This is a genomic window from Segatella sp. (assembly GCF_977051555.1).
Genome location: NZ_CDRSSE010000008.1, coordinates 42918 through 63644, shown reverse-complemented (window position 1 = coordinate 63644; position 20727 = coordinate 42918). Strand labels below are relative to the sequence as shown.

The following is a 20727-nucleotide window of genomic DNA, read 5'->3' as shown; positions in this document are numbered from 1 at the left end:
AGTATCAACCTCTTCTACAATAAAAGAGAATCTATAACCTCTTCAAAAAGAATACGAACAAGCTTTTCGCAAATAATAATAATAACAAATAACAATATCAACTATCAAAAAAAATGGAAAACCAAAGTAAAAATGGCAATATCATCGCCATTATCACGATGATGTTCCTCTACGCCATGATTTCGTTCGTAACGAATTTGGCTGCTCCTATCGGAGTTATTTGGAAAAATGTATTCGCTGACAGCGGAAGTGCCAACATGATCGGTATGTTGGGTAACGCCATGAACTTCTTGGCTTACCTCTTCATGGGTATCCCTGCAGGTAAGTTGCTCACCAAGATCGGTTACAAGAAGACCGCCCTCACCGGTATCGCTACCGGATTCGTAGGCGTGCTCATCCAGTTCCTTTCAGGAAAGTTCGGTGCCGACATCTCAGGCTTCGCTATTTACCTCTTCGGTGCATTCATCTCAGGTTTCGCAGTTTGTATTTTGAATACTGTCGTAAACCCAATGTTGAACCTTATCGGTGGTGGTGGTAACCGCGGTAACCAGCTGAACCTCATCGGTGGTACATTGAACAGTTTATCAGGAACTTTAACCCCAATGCTCGTTGGTGCCCTTATCGGTACAGTTACTGCTAATACCAAAATGGTAGATGTAAACCTCGTGCTTTACATTGCCCTTGCCGTATTCGCAGCAGCATTCGTTATCTTGAACTTCATCCCTATCCAGGATCCAGAGATGGGTAAGACTACAGACAAGACTGTATTCGAGCATTCACCATGGGCTTTCCGCCACTTCAACCTCGGCGTTATCGCAATCTTCGTTTATGTAGGTGTTGAGGTAGGTATTCCTGGAACATTGAACTTCTACATTTCTGATACTACAGCAAATGGTGGTGGCTTCATCAATGGTACAGCCTTGGCAAATGCAGCAGCTATCGGTGGTTTCGTTGCAGGTACATACTGGCTTCTGATGCTGGTTGGTCGTCTTTGCTCTAGTTTTATTGCTGACAAGGTGTCTAGCCGCATGATGATGATTATCGCCAATGGTGCAGGTATGATCTTTATCGTCCTCGCCGTACTTCTCGGCAAGTCAACGACAGTAGAAATGCCTGTATTTACAGGTACATCATTCCAGATGGTAACAGTGCCTATCGCTGCCATGTTCCTGGTACTCTGCGGTCTCTGCACATCTATCATGTGGTCTTCTATCTTCAACCTCGCTACTGAGGGACTTGGCAAGTATACAGCCCAGGCTTCAGGTATCTTCATGATGATGGTAGTAGGTGGCGGATTGATGCCATTGGTACAGAACTTCATCGCAGACAACGCTGGCTATATGGCTAGTTACATTGTGCCTCTCATCTGTATGGCATACATGTTCTTCTATGCTGTAGCTGGTTGCAAGAACATCAACAAGGATATTCCTGTTGATTAATAACACTAAATAAACTAGCCCTAAGGCTTAATAGTCTTGGGGCTAAATCTTATAATAAATCTTTAGTAACAACACAACAAAAACTTAACTAATTATGGATATTGAAAAAGTAAGAAGCCGCTTCATCAAGCATTTCGATGGTAAAACAGGTAACATCTACATGTCACCAGGTCGTATTAACTTGATTGGCGAGCATACCGATTATAATGGTGGATTCGTTTTCCCAGGTGCAGTAGATAAGGGTATTATGGCAGAGATCCGTCCTAACGGAACAGATACCGTCATGCTCTACTCTATCGACTTGAAAGATCGTGTAGAATTCAAGGTTAATGATCCAGAAGGTCCACGCGCTTCATGGGCACGTTACATCTATGGTGTTTGCCAAGAGATGAAGGCTTTGGGCGTTGACGTGAAGGGTTTCAATGCAGCATTCTATGGTGATGTGCCTCTCGGTGCAGGTATGTCTTCTTCTGCTGCTCTTGAAAGTTGTTTTGCTTTTGCTTTGAACGACCTCTTTGGTGACAACAAGGTTTCTAAATGGGATCTCGTTCTCGCTGGTCAGGCTACTGAGCACAAGTATGTAGGTGTTAACTGCGGTATCATGGACCAATTTGCTTCTGTTTTCGGCAAGGACGGTAAGTTGATGCGCCTCGATTGCAACAGCCGCGAATTTGAATACTTCCCATTCGAGCCTAAGGGCTACAAGCTCTGCCTGGTAAACTCTAAGGTAAAGCACGAGTTGGCAGGTTCTCCATACAACGACCGTCGCAACTCTTGTGAAAATGTGGTTAAGCACATTGCAGCTAAGCACCCAGAGGCTAAATTAGAAACTCTCCGTGATTGTACATGGGAGCAGTTGGAAGAGGTTCGCGCTGAGGTAGGCGAAGAAGACTACAGCCGTGCTCACTTCGTATTGGGCGAGAAAGACCGCGTTTTGGCAGTCTGCGATGCTCTTGAGAAGGGTGACTACGAAACTGTAGGCCAGAAGATGTACGAGACTCACCACGGCTTGAGCAAGGAATACGAGGTAAGCTGCGAGGAACTCGACTTCTTGAACGATGTTGCCAAGGAGAACGGTGTTACTGGTTGCCGTATCATGGGTGGCGGCTTCGGTGGCTGCACCATCAACTTGGTAAAAGACGACATCTACGACAAGTTCGTTGAGGACGTTACAGCTAAGTTCACAGCCAAATATGGTCATGCTCCTGAGATTTACCCAGTAATCATCTCTGAGGGTTCACACAAAGTTTGCTAATATATACATTATATAATTTAAGGAACTGCAGTTAGTATTTGCTAACTGCAGTTTTTTTTGTCCCAATTTAGCCAAAAACAGGCGTTTTCATACAAATAGTGTTAAAAAGACACTTTAGAAGAAAAAAAGTTAGGGAAAACGCTTGCAGATTCGAAATAAAATTGTAATTTTACACCCAAAATGAATAGACAATTTAAAAACAGCCTAAAAATGAGTACATTTAAGACCCTATTTATGGGAGTTGGCTTTGCGGCAATCGCTACCCTCTCAGCTTGTTCATCAAGCAGCAATGCAAGTCTCACACAATCTGGTTTGAATCCAGCAGATTTCGATTCAACAGTATTGGGCAAGAAGACTGAGTTAGTAACTCTCAAGAATGCAAACGGCATGGAAGTTTGCCTCACCAATTATGGTGGACGCGTCGTTTCCATTTCCGTTCCAGACAAGGACGGAAAGCCAACAGATGTGGTTCTTGGTTACGATAACATCCATCAGTATGCTGATACCCTCAACTCTCCTTCAGATTATGGTTCTTCTGTAGGACGTTATGCCAACCGTATCAAGGATGCTAAACTTTCACTTGCCGGTTCTACATACCAGTTGAAGGCAAATGATAATGGCAACTGCCTGCATGGTGGTGGTGCTACAGGATGGTTGAACCAGGTTTACGACATCACAGAGAAGAACGACTCATCCGTTACCTTCACTATCAATGCGAAGGATGGCGAGAATGGTTTCCCTGGCAACGTAACAGCAACAGCTAAGTATACCGTCAAGAGTGACAACACACTCGATATCGAGTTTGGCGCCACAACAGACAAAGAGACCGTTGTCAATATGACCAACCATAGTTACTTCAACTTGAATGGCGATCCATCTAAGGAAGGATTCGATCAGGTAATGTACATCAATGCAGATAAGTTCACTCCTGCAGATTCACTTTACATCCCAACTGGTGAAATCAAGAATGTCGAGGGAACCCCTATGGATTTCCGTAAACCTGCAGAAATCGGCAAGAAAGTTGATTATAACTTTGATCAGATTAAGAACGCCACAGGTTACGACCACAACTGGTGTTTGAACACATATAAGAATGGTAAGGGCGATGACAAAACAGTTTGCGCAAGCCTCTACTCACCAAAGAGCGGTATCCTTCTTGAAGTATTTACCAACGAGCCTGGTATTCAGGTTTACACCGGTAATTTCCAGGGCACAGGTATTGCCTGCAAGCATGGCATCAAGTATCCTAAGCACGTCAGCGTTTGCTTCGAAAGCCAGAAGTATCCTGATTCTCCAACAAAGATTGCTCAGGGCGTAAAGGGCTGGACAGATGCAACTTTGAAGCCTGGAGAGAAGTATTACTCTCACCTCGCTTACAAGTTCAGCGTAAAGAAATAAGGAATGGAAAAGCGGCGGATTGCAAATCCGCCGAACTCCATAGGATAAAACATTCAATAAAAGAAAAGAATAAACAAATAATAATAAACAAACAATCTTATAGTAATTATGAATTGGAATTCAACAGAATTCGTATGGCTTGATTGGGCTATACTCGCCATTGGTGTAATCGGCGTTATTTGGGCTGTCTGGCACGCAATCGTGAAAGACAGAAAGGCTCAGAAAGGTGAAGACTCTTCTGCTTATCTCTTCGGTAAGGGTGAGCCATGGTATGTAATCGGTATGGCTATTTTTGCTGCCAACATTGGTTCTGAGCACCTCGTTGGTTTGGCTGGTACAGGTGCCAAGAGTGGTGTCGGCATGGCACACTGGGAGATGCAGGGTTGGATGATCCTCATCCTCGGTTGGTTGTTCGTACCATTCTATCAGTTGCTCATCAATAAGATGGGTAAAATCATCACTATGCCTGACTTCCTGAAGTTCCGCTATACACAGCGCACAGGTTCATGGCTCTCTATCATCACCCTCGTAGCTTACATTCTTACTAAGGTGAGTGTTACAGCCCTTACAGGTGGTATCTTCTTCGAATATCTTTGGGGCTTGAACTTCTGGGTTGGTGCTATCGGTCTGATTATCCTCACCACCATCTTCACCGTATTCGGTGGTATGAAGGGTGTGATGACCCTGTCAACCATCCAGACTCCAATCCTCGTCATCGGTTCTTTCCTCGTGCTCTTCCTCGGTCTCTCTACCCTCGGCGGTGGCAGCATCTCTGCAGGTTGGGCTGACATGATGGATTACTGTGGCAAGTTGAACAATGGTTATGGTACAACCCACATGTTCCACTGGGAGGCTGGTGACTCTATGTATCAGGAGTATCCTGGTTTCGTAGTATTCATCGGTGCAACCATCATCGGTTTCTGGTATTGGTGTACTGACCAGCACATCGTTCAGCGTGTACTCGGTCAGGTTCCTGGCGAGAGCAACGTAGAGGTTATGAAGCGTGCTCGCCGCGGTACTATCGCAGCCGGTTTCTTCAAGGTACTTCCTTGCTTCATGTTCCTCATCCCAGGTATGATCGCAGCAGCTTTGGCTCAAAAGGGCGCTATCCAGATGAACGAGACTGATGCAGCCTTCGCCATCATGGTAAAGACCGTACTTCCTGCAGGTATCAAGGGTATCGTAACTATCGGTTTCATCTGTGCATTGGTTGCTTCATTGGCAGCATTCTTCAACAGCTGTGCTACCCTCTTCACCGAGGACTTCTACAAGCCATTGAAGAAGGGCATGTCCGAGGCTCACTACGTACTCGTTGGCCGTATTGCTACCGTAGTAGTTGTAGTTCTCGGTTTCGCATGGTTGCCAATCATGATGAAGATGGACACCTTGTACAACTATCTCCAGGGTATCCAGTCACTCCTGGCTCCAGCCATGGTAGCCGTATTTGCAATGGGTATCTTCTTCAAGAAGATTACTCCAAAGGCAGGTGAATACACCATGATTACAGGTTTCCTCATCGGAATGCTCCGCCTCGTTACCAACGTCATCACTGATACTGGTAAGGCAACAATGGATGGTGCATTCTGGGATTACACCGCATGGTTCTGGCAGACCAACTGGCTCGTATTCGAGTGCTGGTTGCTCGTCTTCCTCATCATCTTCATGGTAGTAGTGAGCTGCTTCACTCCAGCTCCTAGCAAGGAGCAGGTAGAGGCTATCACCTTTACATCAGACTTCAAGAAGTCTATCCGTGAAAGCTGGGGTGCCTTCGATATCATTGGTACACTCGTCGTAATCGGCCTCTGCGCAGCATTCTACGCATACTTCTGGTAAAATATTATTCCCGTCAGGAGTAAGAAGTGAGGAGACTGGAATTTTCTCAAAGATCAGACGAAACTGTTTCTGTAGAAAAAATCCGCGATCCTTTCTTCTCCTTCTTACTCCTTGATTTTCCTCTCGTAGCCGCTCTATGAAGAGCAAGCAAAAAAATACAACTATACATACATTGAATCATTACATCAAAACAACAAAAAGACCATGACCCAGTTTTATAATGAATACTCCAAAGTATTAGTATCCGTCGATTGTATCATTTTCGGTTTCGACGGAAGTAACCTCCAGGTACTGATAGGCAAACGCAAGATGGACCCGGGAAGAGGCGAATGGTCACTCTATGGTGGATTCGTTGGCGCAACAGAGAATCTCGAAGATGCAGCCAACAGAGTCATCCTGGAACTTACTGGAATGAAAAACCTCTATATAAGACAAGTAGGAGCTTTCGGCCGCATCGACCGTGACCCAGGTGAGCGAGTTATCTCTATCGCCTATTGCGCTCTCATCAATGTAAAAGACTATGATGACAGCCTCCGTGTAGAACACGGATTGGAATGGGTTAGTCTGAATGAACTTCCAGAACTTTACTCAGACCACAAACTCATGATTCGCAACGCTATCGCACAGATACGCCGCCGTATCAATCATGAGCCATTAAGCTTCAAACTCCTCCCCGACCTCTTTACGCTGACACAGCTTCAGCACGTATTCGAGGCAGTAATAGGCGAAGAGATTGACAAGCGCAACTTCCGCAAACGCGTGAAGGATATCGACTTCATCGAAAAGACAGAACTCATCGATAAAGTCAATTCGAAACGAGGTGCCGCCCTCTACCGCTTTAACAAGAAAGCATACGAGGAAGACCCATCGTTCAACTTGAAATAGAATAAACAACTTAAAACAAAATATATTATGTTAGAAGAATTAAAAGAAAAAGTGTTCAAGGCAAACCTTGACCTCGTCAAGCACAACCTCGTGCTCTTTACATGGGGTAATGTGAGTGGCATCGACCGCGAAAAAGGTCTGGTTGTCATCAAGCCATCAGGCGTCGATTATGACACCATGAAGGCTAGCGACATGGTAGTGGTAGACTTGGAAACAGGTAAGGTAGTAGAAGGCGATCTGAACCCTTCATCTGACACTCCAACCCACTTGGTTCTCTACCGCGCATTCCCAGAGTTGGGTGGCGTAGTTCATACTCACTCTACTTATGCTACAGCTTGGGCACAGGCAGGTTTGGACATCCCTAACATTGGTACAACTCATGCTGATTACTTCCACGATTGCATCCCTTGCACTGATGCGATGACAGAGGATATGATGGCAGAATATGAGCACAACACAGGTGTTGTCATCGTTGACCGTTTCAAGAAAGACAACATCAACCCGGTTCATACTCCAGGCGTATTGGTTAAGAACCATGGTCCTTTCACATGGGGTAAGGATGCAGACCAGGCTGTTTATCACGCAGTAGTAGCTGAACAGGTAGCAAAGATGGCTTTCATCTCATTCTCTGTGAATCCAAACACCACCATGAACCCATTGCTCGTAGAGAAGCACTTCAACCGCAAGCACGGTCCTAACGCTTACTACGGACAGAAAAAGCACTAATTCAATGGTGCTTCAAATAAAGATAATAAATTACATAAACAATAACAATTAATACAACAAACAATCATGATTAAAGCATTTGAAAATTTAGAGGTATGGTTTGTAACTGGTGCACAACTTCTTTACGGAGGCGAGACAGTTAAAATAGTAGATGGTCACTCAAAAGACATGGTAGACGGTCTGAACAACAGTGGCATCATTCCAATCAAGGTAGTTTACAAGGGCACAGCTAACTCTTCTGCAGAGGTAGAGGCTGTCATGAAGGCTGCCAACAACGACGAGAAGTGCGTAGGTATCATCACATGGATGCACACCTTCTCTCCAGCTAAGATGTGGATCAAGGGCTTGCAGGCTCTCGAGAAGCCTCTCCTCCACTTCCATACTCAGTACAACGCAGAACTCCCTTGGGATTCTATCGATATGGACTTCATGAACCTCAACCAGTCAGCTCACGGCGACATCGAGTTCGGTCACATCTGCACCCGTATGCGCATCCCTAGAAAGGTAGTTGTTGGTTACTGGAAGAGCGAAGAGGCTCAGAAGCAGATTGCAACTTGGGCTCGCGTTGCAGCAGGTGTTGCTGATGCTCACAACGTACGCTGCCTCATGTTCGGTATGAACATGAACAACGTAGCCGTAACAGATGGCGACCGCGTAGAGTTCGAGCAGCGCCTGGGTTACCACGTAGATTACTACCCAGTATCTTCACTCATGGAGTACTACAAGAAGGTAACTGATGCTGAGGCTGATGCACTCGTTGAGGAGTACAAGAAGGAATATACTATCAAGATTGATGAGTCTGGCGAGGAAGTATATTGGGAGAAGGTAAAGAACGCTGCTAAGGCAGAAATCGCTCTCCGTCGCGTATTGAAGGATGAGAATGCAGTAGCATTCACAACCAACTTCGATGACCTCGGTGACGCTAACATCGACAATCCAAACTTCTGCGGTTTCGACCAGATTCCAGGTTTGGCTTCACAGCGCCTGATGGCAGAGGGTTATGGTTTCGGTGCAGAGGGTGACTGGAAGACAGCTTGCCTCTACCGCACACTCTGGGTTATGAACCAGGGCTTGGAGAAGGGTTGCTCATTCCTCGAGGACTACACACTCAACTTCGCTGCCGACCGCACATCTAGCCTCCAGAGCCACATGCTCGAGGTATGCCCATTGATCGCAACAGACAAGCCAAAGCTCGAGGTTCACTTCCTCGGCATCGGTATCCGCAAGCAGCAGACAGCTCGCCTCGTGTTCACATCTAAGACAGGTAAGGGTGTTAAGGCAACTGTAGTTGACCTCGGCAACCGTTTCCGTCTCATCGCAAGTGAGGTAGAGTGCATCGAGCCAAAGGCAATGCCTAAGCTCCCTGTAGCTTCAGCTCTCTGGGTTCCACAGCCAACCTTCGAGATTGGTGCAGGTGCTTGGATCCTCGCTGGTGGTACTCACCACAGTGCATTCTCTTACGATATCACTGCTGAGTACTGGGAAGACTTCTGCGAGATTCTCGGTATTGAGTTCGTCAACATCGACAAGAACACAACTATCAGCAGCTTCAAGCAGCAGCTCCGCAACAACGAGATTTACTACATGCTCAACAAGGCGTTGAGATAATTTAAGTGAAGAGTGAAGAACGAAGAGTGAAGAATTCCATTGCTTTTCTCTTTGTTCCTTACATTAAAGAAAGAATCAATAATGAGCGCAAAAACTATTATAGAATCAGGTAAGGCCATTCTCGGTATCGAGTTTGGCTCTACCCGAATCAAGGCTGTCTTGATCGACACCGACAACAACCCTATCGCACAGGGTAGCTTTGAGTGGGAAAACCAGTTGGTTGATGGTCTCTGGACTTACAGCATCGACACAATCTGGAAAGGTTTGCAGGATTGTTATGCCGACCTCCGCAAGAACGTGAAGGCTGAGTACGACTGCGAAATCAAGCAGTTGGCAGCCATCGGTATTTCTGCGATGATGCACGGCTACATGGCTTTCGGTAAGGATGAGAACATTCTCGTTCCTTTCCGCACATGGCGTAACACCAATACAGCCAAGGCTGCAGCTGAACTTTCAGAGCTCTTCCACTTCAACATCCCATTGCGTTGGAGTATCTCTCACGTATATCAGGCTATCCTGAATGGTGAGGACCACATCAACAAGATTGACTTCCTTACCACTCTCGCCGGTTATATCCACTGGCAGCTCACAGGCAAGAAGGTTTTGGGCGTAGGCGATGCATCAGGTATGCTCCCTATCGACTCTAACACCAACAACTACGATGCAGAGATGGTAGCCAAGTTCGATAAGCTCATCGAGCCTAAGAACCTGGGCTGGAAGATTCTCGACATTCTCCCTGAGGTACTGAATGCAGGCGAAGATGCTGGCGTATTGACCGAGGAAGGTGCAAAGAAGCTCGACCCATCAGGCACACTCCAGGCTGGCACCCCACTCTGTCCTCCAGAAGGTGATGCAGGTACTGGTATGGTAGCTACCAACGCTGTACGTCAGCGCACAGGTAACGTCAGTGCAGGTACATCTTCTTTCTCTATGATTGTATTGGAGAAAGCCTTGAGCAAACCTTACGAAGTCATTGATATGGTGACTACTCCAGACGGCAGCCCTGTAGCAATGGTTCACTGCAACAACTGTACTTCCGACCTCAATGCATGGGTAGGTTTGTTCAAGCAGTATCAGGAGTTGCTCGGTGTTCCAGTAGATATGAACGAGGTATTCGGCAAGCTCTACAACCACGCTCTTGAAGGCGATGCTGATTGCGGAGGATTGATTGCTTACAACTATATCTCTGGTGAGCCTGTAACAGGTCTTGCAGAAGGTCGCCCTATGTTCGTACGTTCTGCCAACGACCACTTCAACCTTGCCAACTTCATGCGTGCCAACCTCTATGCTTCAGTAGCTGTACTGAAGATTGGTAACGATGTATTGTTCAAGGACGAGAAGGTACAGGTAGATCGCATCACAGGTCATGGCGGTTTGTTCAAGACCAAGGGTGTAGGCCAGCGCATCCTCGCTGCAGCCATTAACTCCCCTATCTCTGTCATGGAGACAGCAGGCGAAGGTGGTGCATGGGGTATCGCCCTGCTCGCAGGTTATCTCGTTAACAACGAAGAGAAGTTGAGCCTGGCAGATTATCTCGACAAGAAGGTATTTGCAGGCAATACTGGTGTAGAGATTGCACCTACTGCCGAAGATGTAGCCGGTTTTGATAAATATATTGAAACCTACAAGGCTGGTCTTGCTATCGAAAAGGCAGCAGTTGAGAACAAAAAGTAAATAAACGATAAATACGTTTGTGGGGATTCTACCTCCACAAACGTATTATACTTAAAATCGACAACAATTAATAAAAACAATGATGAAGAAACTATTCGCTACCACATTGCTTTCAACAGCAGTTGCATTCTCAGCTCAAGCTCAGGATGTTACAGGAACAATCCATGCCAACCAGGGAACACAGAAAATCAATAAAGAGATTTATGGCCAGTTTGCCGAGCATCTCGGAAGTTGTATCTATGGTGGTCTTTGGGTAGGTCCTGATTCTAAGATTCCTAACACTCAGGGCTACCGCAACGACGTGCTCCAAGCCCTCAAGGACCTGAAAGTGCCTGTATTAAGATGGCCTGGAGGATGCTTCGCTGACGAGTATCACTGGATGGATGGTATCGGTCCACGTGAGAAGCGACCAAAGATGCAGAACAACAACTGGGGTGGAACCATTGAGGACAACTCTTTCGGCACACACGAGTTTCTGAATCTCTGCGAGATGTTGGGTTGCGAGCCTTACATCAGCGGTAACGTGGGTTCAGGCACTGTTGAGGAATTGGCAAAGTGGGTGGAATATATGACCAGCGATGGAGATACTCCTATGGCAAAACTCCGCCGACAGAACGGCCGCGACAAGGCTTGGAAGGTAAAATACCTCGGTGTTGGTAACGAGAGTTGGGGCTGCGGTGGCAACATGCGTCCTGAGTATTATTCAGATCTCTTCCGCCGCTACTCTGTTTATTGCCGCAACTATGACGGGAACCAGCTCTATAAGATTGCATCTGGAGCGAGCGATTACGATTATAACTGGACTAAGGTATTGATGGACCGTATCGGCAACCGTGCCAACGCCATCTCTCTACATTATTATACAGTAACAGGCTGGACAGGCAGCAAGGGTTCTGCCACCAAGTTCAACAATGAGGATTACTACTGGACCATGGGCAAGGCGCTCGGCATAGAAGATGTCATCAAGAAGCACGAGGCTATCATGGACAAGGCTGATCCAAAGAAGCAGGTAGCCCTCCTCGTTGACGAATGGGGAACCTGGTGGGATGAGGAGCCTGGCACGATCAAGGGCCACCTCTATCAGCAGAACTGTATGCGCGATGCCTTCGTTGCTGCACTCTCGCTGAATGTATTCCACCGCCATACAGAGCGTGTGAAGATGACCAATATCGCACAGATTGTCAACGTACTCCAGTCAATGATCCTGACAGATACAAAGGGAACAGGTCACATGGTTCTGACTCCAACCTATCATGTATTCAACATGTACAAGGACTTTCAGGAGGCAACCTATCTCCCAATGGATGTAAAGTGCGACTCTATGGATGTTCGCGGCGATGATCACGCAAGAGATGGAAGAAAGATTCCACTGGTATCTACTTCAGCTGCCAAGAAGGCAGATGGAACCATTGTGGTTGCTCTTGCCAATGTCAGTCTTGACAAGGCTCAGCAGGTAGAGTTTAATCTGGATGGTGCAGCTGCTCCAAAAACTGTAACAGGACAGATTCTTTCCTGCAACAAGGTGAGCGATTACAACGACTTTGCACACCCGGATGTAGTGAAGCCTGCAGTTTTTAAGGATGCAAAAGTAAAGAAAAACACCCTTAAGGTAAAAATTCCTGCAAAATCTATCGTAGTTTTGAAAATAAAATAGTATCTTTGAAGGCGAAAAAAGGAAGTATCCTTCTTTTGAGTAGCCTTCAGAGCTAGAAAAACAAGAATATTTCAGCAGAAATAACAACAATAATTAATATAAAATTATGAACGACATTAAAGTAATGAATCATGCAGCTGATAACATCCGTATCTTGGCTGCTTCAATGGTAGAAAAGGCAAATTCCGGTCACCCAGGTGGTGCTATGGGTGGTTCTGACTTCATCAACGTGCTCTTCTCTGAGTACCTGGTTTATGATCCAGCAGATCCAACATGGACTGGCCGCGACCGCTTCTTCCTCGACCCAGGTCACATGAGCCCTATGCTCTATGCTGGTTTGGCTTTGCGTGGCTTCTTCTCAATGGAAGACCTCAAGCAGTTCCGCCAGTGGGGTTCTGTAACTCCTGGTCACCCAGAGCTCGACCTTCAGCGTGGTATCGAGAACTCATCTGGTCCTCTCGGTCAGGGTCATGCCCTCGCAGCTGGTGCAGCTGTTGCAGAGAAGTTCCTCGAGGCTCGTCTGGGTTCAACCATGATGCAGCACAAGATTTACGCATACATCTCTGATGGTGCTGTAGAGGAAGAGATTTCTCAGGGTGTTGGTCGTATCGCCGGTAACCTCGGTTTGAACAACCTCATCATGTTCTACGATTCTAACGACATCCAGCTCTCTACAGAGTGTGGCGTTGTAATGAACGAGGATACAGAGATGAAGTACAAGGCTTGGGGTTGGAATGTCATCAAGATCAACGGTAACGACGTAGCTCAGATTCGTGAGGCGCTCGATGCTGCCCAGAAGGAGCAGGACCGCCCTACCCTCATCATCGGTAAGACCGTAATGGGTAAGGGTGCTCTCCGCGCAGACGGCACAAGCTACGAGGCTTGCATCAATACTCACGGTGCTCCTCTCGGTGGCGACGCTTACATTAATACCATCAAGCACCTCGGTGGTGATCCTGAGAATGCATTCGTTATCTTCGACGATGTAAAGGAAATCTACGCTAAGCGTGCTGAGGAGTTGAAGAAGATCGTAGCTGAGCGCAAGGCTGCAGAGGCAGAGTGGCGCAAGGCTAACCCAGAGAAGGCTGCCCAGATGGATGAGTGGTTCAGCGGCAAGGCTCCTAAGGTAGACTGGAGCAAGGTTGAGCAGAAGGCTGGTTCAGCTACACGTGCCGCATCTGCTGCTTGTCTCGGTGTTTTGGCAGAGCAGGTTCCTAACATGATCTGTGCTTCTGCTGACCTTTCTAACTCTGATAAGACAGACGGTTTCTTGAAGAAGACCAAGAGCATCGTTCGCGGTGACTTCTCTGGTGCTTTCTTCCAGGCTGGTGTTGCAGAGTTGACTATGGCTGATATGTGTATCGGTATGATGCTCCACGGTGGTGTGGTTGCAGCAATGGGTACATTCTTCGTATTCTCTGATTATATGAAGCCAGCTGTTCGTATCGCAGCCCTGATGCAGGTTCCAGTTAAGTTCATCTGGACTCACGATGCATTCCGCGTTGGTGAGGATGGACCTACTCACGAGCCAGTTGAGCAGGAGGCACAGATCCGCTTGATGGAGAAGTTGAAGAACCACGCAGGTAAGGACAGCGTCCGCGTATTCCGTCCAGCTGATGCTGACGAGACTACAGTTTGCTGGAAGCTCGCTATGGAGAATGTTGAGACTCCTACAGCTTTGATCTTCTCTCGCCAGGGCATCGCTAAATTGCCAGAGGGAACAGACTATGAGCAGGCAGCCAAGGGTGCTTACATCGTAGCAGGCAGCGACGAGAATCCAGACGTTATCTTGGTAGCTAGCGGTTCTGAAGTTTCTACATTGGAGGCTGGTTGCGATGCTTTGCGTGCCGACGGCATCAAGGTTCGCGTGGTAAGTGCTCCATCAGAGGGCTTGTTCCGCAGTCAGAGCAAGGAATATCAGGAGAGCGTATTGCCAAAGAACGCTAAGATCTTCGGTATGACTGCCGGTCTTCCTGTAACACTCCAGGGTCTCGTAGGCGCTAATGGTAAGGTTTGGGGTATGGAGAGCTTCGGTTTCTCAGCTCCTTACAAGGTACTTGATGAGAAGCTCGGTTACACAGGCGAGAACGTTTACAAGCAGGTAAAGGCTTTCTTGGCTGAGGCTTAATTAGCATAAACTAAACAGGAGTTGGAAGCTGGAGTTGGAGATCTTGCCGGATGGCAGATTTCCATTTCCGGCATCCGACTCCTTTCACTCTTTTAACATTAACCTTGTGAAGGATAAGGGTTTACACCGGTTTCTTCACTTAAAAACTTAAGTATTATGGAAGTAAAGACAGTTGGTATTGCATGCGATCACGCAGGTTTTCCATTGAAGCAATTTGTATTGGAATATTTGGAAAAGAAGGGTTATCCTGTAAAGGATTATGGTACATACAGCGATGCGAGTGTAGACTATCCTGACTTCGGTCATGCTCTTGCTAAAGGCATTGAGAGCGGCGAAGTATATCCAGGTATCGGCATTTGCGGCAGCGGCGAAGGTATCGCCATGACATTGAATAAGCATCAGGGTGTACGTGCCGGATTGGCATGGTGCAAGGAGATTGCTCATTTGGTTCGTCAGCACAACGATGCCAACGTATTGGTACTTCCAGGTCGTTTCGTAGACAACAAGACAGCCGAGGCTATTCTCGACGAGTTCTTTGCCACAACATTCGAGGGTGGCCGTCACGAGCGCCGCGTCAAGAAGATTCCTGTTCAGCAGTAAAGTTCTGAATGGATTAAAAGATTTAAGGCTGAGTCATCGCATGATGGCTCAGCCTATTTTTATGGAAAGGCTGACTGTCTTTCAACCTAAGAAATCTTTAAGCCATAACACCATTATCATAGAGATATTCCGGAGCAATATCAGCTCCATTATACCAGAAGATAGTTTGGTCTAGTCCGAATTGAACGAACTTTTTCCTGTCCTTCAATTCTGCAAATGCCGGATATTTCAAAAGAGGCTGCAAATCAACCTTCTTCGTCACTCCGTCATTAAATGTACAAAGAAGAGTATAATCTCCTAAATAATCTACATCTTTAACTGTTAGTATCATAAGCTTATTTATTGATGGTCAAAAGCATAAATATAAATCAATATACCTTGTATAACATATACTGCACCCATATATTTCCCGTTTTAAACCTATATACGCTTGCAAAGTTACACTTTTATTTGGAAATCGCAAAGAAAAACGAGATTATTTTTTGTCAATCTCTCTGCAAAAATACACAGAAGTTTTCAAAATACCAAATATTTTCAGGCAAATCTACAAAAAAGCTGGTATTTCCTTTGATTTTCAGTGGATTATTAGTATTATTGCATTATTAAATGCACGCAAGAGTATGATGTCAATGCAAAATACGGTTAAAGGAATCACAGAATACGGTTAAAGGAATCGCAGAATACGGAAGAAGTTGTTGGAAAAGACAGATGAAGTTGTCGGAAAAGATAGTATAGGTTTTCGGAGAAGTAAGCTCCGTAGACCGCACAACAGCTGTTGTGCGCTTGCATAACAGCTGATATGCGCTCGCACAACACGTGTTGTGCATGCGTTGACCAGCTGATGGGCGCTAACTGACAATCCAACCACCTCTCTGTTGGTTTTACCAATCTGTTTTGTAAAAAGATATAACCGAAATTTAGATATTGATTACTAACCAATCTAGAGATAGAAATAGAGCAATTAAGCACTTCATTTGCCATATTACCTGGTTTTCAAAGAAAGAAAAATCTATAGTTGTACGACTATAACCCCTATAGTTGTACAACTGTAAAGCTATGGTCGTACAACTATAGCACCTATAGTCGTACAACCGTAGAGTTATAGTCGTACAACTATAGGTCATTTAGTCGTACAACTAATAAATCACAGCAAAAGCCGCTTTCTAGCAAAAACTTAACTCATTGTTTATCAGACCATTGCGAATTTTAGCCATATTCCAATATTCACAGAAAAATAAGAGCCGGATGAAAATACGGGAATCTCAGCGGGGGATTTGTCATAAAAAACTATAGTCACATTCGTATCAAAACTTTGGTAAAACAGAGAACAAAGCCTAGGTCAAAGAAAAGCAAAAAAGGGATGCCACACTAGGTGACATCCCCATATGAGAATCAAATACTCAATCTTTACTTGCTCTCAGCCTCAGCCTGCTTGGTCTCTGCTGCGTTAGGACCATAGTAGCCATAGTAAGCCTGGTAACGGGTGTAACCCCAGTTAGCCTGAGCCTTCTCTGGATCGAGCTGTTTAGCCTTGTCGAGAACCTTGATAGCCTCCTGGTAAACAACCTTGCGGCCGTTAGGATCCTGGATATCACCAGCCTTGCTGTTGTAGCAAGCACCCAGATAAGTAAGAATAACTACGTTATCCTCCTTAGCAGCAAGAGCCTGCTTCAAACACTTGATAGCGTTGTCTGCATCGTTCTTCTGGATATACATCATACCCTTGTTAGCAAGAGCTACGAAGTTGTTAGGGTTCTTTGCGATAGCATTGTCCAAAAGTTCAGCCTGCTCCTTCTCCATCTTCAATGAAGAATACATAGAGTTCAAACCATCAAGAACAACCTCATTGGTCTCATCCTGAGCAAAGATATCCTTGAGCTTGTTAACGTAGTTGAGGGAATCCTCACGAGTCTTCAAGCCATCCTTCATCACATAGAGCTTGAGGTTGAGGGCATCCTTAGCCTCCTTCTCGCTCTTCATAGCGATGTCGCAATACTTCTCACAACGGGCTACATCCTTAGCCTGATATGCATAACGGGCTGCGAAGAGAGCAACCTGACCGATATACTCCTTCTCGCCATCCTTCTGCTTCTGGTCTACAGAAGCGAAGAGAGGTTCATTGTCTGTATCGAGGAATGCACCCCAATACTTCAATACGTCAGCCTCCTTGTTGTTCTGAGCTGCAGTCTGACCCGCATTAACGAGCTGAACACGAGCACCCCATACACGGCTAGCGTTGTTATTAAACTTAGGAGCAACCTTACCCTTAGCGTTAGGAAGCTGGTCGTACTTGTAGCACTCAATAGCATTGATCAATGCATTGTAAGCGCCCTCAGACATAGCAGCCTCGTCAACCGGGTCGTTCTTCTTCATGATCTGATTGGTCTGCTGGATGCTCTGCTGGTCGTTGAACTGCTTCATAGCGAGATCTACGAGCTTGTTGTAAGCCTTGGCCTTTTCTGCATCGTCAGCCATCTGACCCAAATTCTGCTTAACCAAAGCCTCAGCCTCGGCATAAGTCTTAGCCTTCATGACAGCCTTGAGAGCGTCACTGTCGCCTGCGAATGCTGATGTGGCACCTAGTACCATCATAGCAGCTACTAAAAACTTTTTCATTTTCTTAATGAGTTTAAAAGTTGTTGTTATTTATTTTTTACGCGTCTTTTCTTTATTCGAAATCTACGTTGCCCGAATCGGTATTCTCTGCATCAGATGCTTCGTCAGCGAGATGAGCCTCAGCCTCGGCAGCCTCTTCGGCAGTCTTGGCACCAACGGTATCATTCTCTATCTCCTCGCTCTTCTTAGCCCAAGCAGAACGGCTCTCCTCTTCTACAGAAGCCTCGAGTTCTGAACTCATCACCTTGCATACGCTGGCGATGACATCATTCTTCTTGGCAAGGTTGATAAGGCGGACACCCTGGGTAGCACGGCCCATGACACGGCAATCGGCTACGGCAAGACGAATCACGATACCACTCTGGTTGATAATCATGAGGTCGTTATCATCGGTTACGTTCTTGATAGCTACCAGTCGGCCGGTCTTATCAGTAATATTCAGAGTCTTCACACCCTTACCGCCACGCTTGGTTACACGGTAATCGAGTACATCAGAACGCTTACCATACCCCTGCTCGCTCACTACCATCACGGTTTCCTTCTCAGGATCGTTGACAACAATCATACCTACTACAGCATCGTCACCCTCATCGAGGCGCATACCGCGAACACCGGTAGAAGTACGACCCATTGTACGGATCTCGTTCTCATCGAAACGGACAGCACGACCATTGCGGTTGGCAATAATCAGCTCGTTATGACCATTTGTCAGACGAACATCTACCACCTCATCGCCCTCTACGATGTTGATAGCAATCACACCGTTGGCACGTGGACGTGAATATGCCTCCAGACAGGTCTTCTTCACAGTACCGTTCTTGGTAGCGAATACTACGTAATGGTTGTTGATGAACTCAGCATCATTCAGACCTCTCAGACGGAGGAATGCGTTCACCTGATCATCGTTCTCGATATTGAGGAGGTTCTGGATAGCACGGCCCTTAGAATTGCGGTCGCCCTCAGGAATCTCGTAACACTTCAACCAGTAGCAGCGACCCTTCTTGGTGAAGAACAACATGGTCTGGTGCATGGTAGCAGGATAAATATACTCGGTGAAGTCCTTATCACGGGTACGGGCACCCTTAGAACCTACTCCACCACGAGCCTGCTCACGGAACTCAGACAATGGGGTACGCTTGATATATCCGAGATGACTCACGGTGATAACCACTGGGTCGTTTGGATAGAAGTCTTCTGGGTTGAACTCATGGTCGTCTGGCTTAATCATGGTCCGACGTGCGTCACCATACTTCTCCTTCACCTCGTTGAGTTCATCCTTCATTACCTTCTTGCAGAGTTCAGGATCGTTCAAGATCTGATTCAAGTAGTCGATGGTCTTCATCAACTCGTTGAATTCATTATGCAACTGCTCCAGACGCAAGCCTGTCAACTGGCTGAGTCGCATATCCACGATGGCCTTACTCTGAAGTTCATCGAGTTCGAAACGCTTCTCCAAGTTGCGCTGTGCATCAGATGGAGTCTTGCTGGCTCTGATAATATGTACCACCTCATCGATGTTGTCGCAGGCGATGATCAAGCCCTCGAGAATATGAGCACGCTCCTGCGCCTTCTTCAGTTCGAACTGGGTGCGGCGGATAGTAACATCATGACGATGCTCTACGAAATACTTCACACACTCCTTCAAGCTCAAAAGACGTGGGCGACCATTAACAAGAGCGATGCAATTCACTGAGAATGAGCTCTGAAGAGCAGTCAGCTTAAAGAGCTTATTCAAAAGAACATTAGCATTAGCATCACGCTTTACATCTACCACGATACGCATACCCTGACGGCCAGACTCATCGTTTACGTTAGCGATGCCATCTACTCTGCCTTCCTTGGCAAGGTCAGCAATAGCCATTACGAGCTGCTCCTTGTTAACACCATAAGGAATCTCGGTGATAACAATCTTATCATGGTTTTCACCACTTTCAATCTCGGCAGTGGCACGAACCACGATTCTGCCTCGACCCGTTTCGTATGCATCCTTCACACCCTGGATACCATAGATGGTAGCACCGGTTGGGAAGTCAGGAGCAGGGATATACTGCATCAATCCATCGGTATCGATGTCAGGATTATCGATGTATGCACAGCAACCGTCAATCACCTCACCCAGGTTGTGGGTAGGCATATTGGTAGCCATACCTACGGCAATACCGTTACCGCCATTCACCAGAAGATTAGGAATCTTGGTAGGCATCACGGTAGGTTCCTGCAAGGTATCATCGAAGTTGTTGGTCATATCAACCGTTTCCTTGTCAAGGTCATCCATGATATGCTCACCCATCTTAGAGAGGCGGCACTCAGTATAACGCATGGCAGCAGGAGAGTCACCGTCAACAGAACCGAAGTTACCCTGTCCGTCAATCAAGGTATAACGCATGTTCCACTCCTGTCCCATACGCACCAGAGCGCCGTAAACAGAAAAGTCGCCGTGAGGGTGATACTTACCGAGCACCTCACCTACAACACGCGCACATTTCTTATAAGGTTTGTCACTGGTGTTTCCAATGCCGAGCATACCGTAAAGAATACGGCGGTGCACAGGCTTGAAACCATCTCGTACATCAGGGAGGGCACGAGCCACGATAACTGACATCGAATAATCGATGTAGCTCGACTTCATCTCCTCCTCAATGTTGATTTTCATGATTCTATCATGATCCATTGTCTGATTTTCGTCCATTTCTTATATTAATGTATTATTATTTATTCATTACTTCCAAAAAAACGCCTGTTTTCTATCCGAAAATCGCGTTTAAGGGCATTTCCTTGCGTTCTAAGACGTTTTACCCTTTTGAAATTCTCGACAAAGATACAAAAAAAAATGATACCAAAACGCTTTAGAGGCGAAAAATCGCATTATTTTAGCATTATTTGTATTTTAACAAAGCAAAAAAGTTGGCAT

General features: G+C 46.2%; 14 protein-coding genes. 11 read left to right on the top strand and 3 right to left on the bottom strand.

Translation table 11 applies throughout. The features are described from left to right. Nucleotides 1-113: 113 nt before the first annotated feature. From ACWJAO_RS03370 to rpiB, 11 genes are all read left to right on the top strand, one after another. Entirely contained in the window at nucleotides 114-1439 is a 1326-nt protein-coding gene (locus ACWJAO_RS03370) for an MFS transporter (protein ID WP_449139262.1), read from the top strand. Nucleotides 1440-1533: 94 nt separating this feature from the next. After that, nucleotides 1534-2694 (top strand): galactokinase, encoded by a 1161-nt coding sequence (gene galK, locus ACWJAO_RS03365; protein ID WP_449139261.1) that lies wholly within the window; start codon nucleotides 1534-1536, stop codon nucleotides 2692-2694. A 210-nt stretch (nucleotides 2695-2904) separates the two neighbouring features. Continuing rightward, on the top strand, nucleotides 2905-4092 hold the full coding sequence (locus ACWJAO_RS03360) for an aldose epimerase family protein (RefSeq protein WP_449139260.1): 1188 nt from the start codon (nucleotides 2905-2907) through the stop codon (nucleotides 4090-4092). Between the two features lie 108 nt (nucleotides 4093-4200). Then, complete coding sequence (locus tag ACWJAO_RS03355; RefSeq protein WP_117693124.1) at nucleotides 4201-5925, top strand: sodium:solute symporter; 1725 nt, start codon at nucleotides 4201-4203, stop codon at nucleotides 5923-5925. Nucleotides 5926-6129: 204 nt separating this feature from the next. Further along, nucleotides 6130-6810, top strand: a complete 681-nt coding sequence (locus ACWJAO_RS03350) for an NUDIX hydrolase (protein WP_117727018.1) — start codon at nucleotides 6130-6132, stop codon at nucleotides 6808-6810. A gap of 27 nt (nucleotides 6811-6837) precedes the next feature. Further along, nucleotides 6838-7536: an L-ribulose-5-phosphate 4-epimerase gene (locus tag ACWJAO_RS03345; protein WP_006846778.1), complete on the top strand. Its 699-nt coding sequence runs from the start codon at nucleotides 6838-6840 to the stop codon at nucleotides 7534-7536. 66 nt (nucleotides 7537-7602) lie between these two features. After that, complete coding sequence (araA, locus tag ACWJAO_RS03340) at nucleotides 7603-9144, top strand: L-arabinose isomerase (protein WP_449139259.1); 1542 nt, start codon at nucleotides 7603-7605, stop codon at nucleotides 9142-9144. 81 nt (nucleotides 9145-9225) lie between these two features. Next, complete coding sequence (locus ACWJAO_RS03335) at nucleotides 9226-10818, top strand: xylulokinase (protein WP_119237337.1); 1593 nt, start codon at nucleotides 9226-9228, stop codon at nucleotides 10816-10818. A gap of 79 nt (nucleotides 10819-10897) precedes the next feature. Next, a complete protein-coding gene (locus tag ACWJAO_RS03330) occupies nucleotides 10898-12472 on the top strand; it encodes an alpha-N-arabinofuranosidase (RefSeq protein ID WP_006846781.1) in 1575 nt (524 codons plus the stop codon). A gap of 106 nt (nucleotides 12473-12578) precedes the next feature. After that, complete coding sequence (locus ACWJAO_RS03325; RefSeq protein ID WP_449139258.1) at nucleotides 12579-14600, top strand: transketolase family protein; 2022 nt, start codon at nucleotides 12579-12581, stop codon at nucleotides 14598-14600. A 156-nt stretch (nucleotides 14601-14756) separates the two neighbouring features. Continuing rightward, nucleotides 14757-15200, top strand: a complete 444-nt coding sequence (rpiB, locus tag ACWJAO_RS03320) for a ribose 5-phosphate isomerase B (protein ID WP_006846783.1) — start codon at nucleotides 14757-14759, stop codon at nucleotides 15198-15200. Between the two features lie 97 nt (nucleotides 15201-15297). On the opposite strand, the gene ACWJAO_RS03315 is transcribed toward rpiB, so the two are convergent. The 3 genes from ACWJAO_RS03315 to gyrA form a co-directional block, all read right to left on the bottom strand. Further along, nucleotides 15298-15531 carry a DUF2442 domain-containing protein gene (locus ACWJAO_RS03315; protein WP_449139257.1) on the bottom strand — a complete coding sequence of 78 codons (234 nt, stop codon included), beginning with the start codon at nucleotides 15529-15531 and terminating at the stop codon, nucleotides 15298-15300. Between the two features lie 1076 nt (nucleotides 15532-16607). Beyond that, the gene (locus ACWJAO_RS03310; protein WP_449139256.1) at nucleotides 16608-17816 is read right to left on the bottom strand and encodes a hypothetical protein; all 1209 of its coding nucleotides are present in this window, start codon (nucleotides 17814-17816) and stop codon (nucleotides 16608-16610) included. A 52-nt stretch (nucleotides 17817-17868) separates the two neighbouring features. After that, a complete protein-coding gene (gene gyrA / locus ACWJAO_RS03305; protein ID WP_449139255.1) occupies nucleotides 17869-20505 on the bottom strand; it encodes a DNA gyrase subunit A in 2637 nt (878 codons plus the stop codon). Nucleotides 20506-20727 lie beyond the last annotated feature (222 nt).

Coding starts and splice junctions, on each gene's coding strand:
- ACWJAO_RS03345 (WP_006846778.1), top strand. CDS start 6,838: ATGTTAGAAGAATTAAAAGAAAAAGTGTTCAAGGCAAACCTTGACCTC.
- ACWJAO_RS03325 (WP_449139258.1), top strand. CDS start 12,579: ATGAACGACATTAAAGTAATGAATCATGCAGCTGATAACATCCGTATC.
- ACWJAO_RS03360 (WP_449139260.1), top strand. CDS start 2,905: ATGAGTACATTTAAGACCCTATTTATGGGAGTTGGCTTTGCGGCAATC.
- galK (WP_449139261.1), top strand. CDS start 1,534: ATGGATATTGAAAAAGTAAGAAGCCGCTTCATCAAGCATTTCGATGGT.
- ACWJAO_RS03335 (WP_119237337.1), top strand. CDS start 9,226: ATGAGCGCAAAAACTATTATAGAATCAGGTAAGGCCATTCTCGGTATC.
- gyrA (WP_449139255.1), bottom strand. CDS start 20,505: ATGGACGAAAATCAGACAATGGATCATGATAGAATCATGAAAATCAAC.
- araA (WP_449139259.1), top strand. CDS start 7,603: ATGATTAAAGCATTTGAAAATTTAGAGGTATGGTTTGTAACTGGTGCA.
- ACWJAO_RS03315 (WP_449139257.1), bottom strand. CDS start 15,531: ATGATACTAACAGTTAAAGATGTAGATTATTTAGGAGATTATACTCTT.
- ACWJAO_RS03350 (WP_117727018.1), top strand. CDS start 6,130: ATGACCCAGTTTTATAATGAATACTCCAAAGTATTAGTATCCGTCGAT.
- rpiB (WP_006846783.1), top strand. CDS start 14,757: ATGGAAGTAAAGACAGTTGGTATTGCATGCGATCACGCAGGTTTTCCA.
- ACWJAO_RS03370 (WP_449139262.1), top strand. CDS start 114: ATGGAAAACCAAAGTAAAAATGGCAATATCATCGCCATTATCACGATG.
- ACWJAO_RS03355 (WP_117693124.1), top strand. CDS start 4,201: ATGAATTGGAATTCAACAGAATTCGTATGGCTTGATTGGGCTATACTC.
- ACWJAO_RS03330 (WP_006846781.1), top strand. CDS start 10,898: ATGATGAAGAAACTATTCGCTACCACATTGCTTTCAACAGCAGTTGCA.
- ACWJAO_RS03310 (WP_449139256.1), bottom strand. CDS start 17,816: ATGAAAAAGTTTTTAGTAGCTGCTATGATGGTACTAGGTGCCACATCA.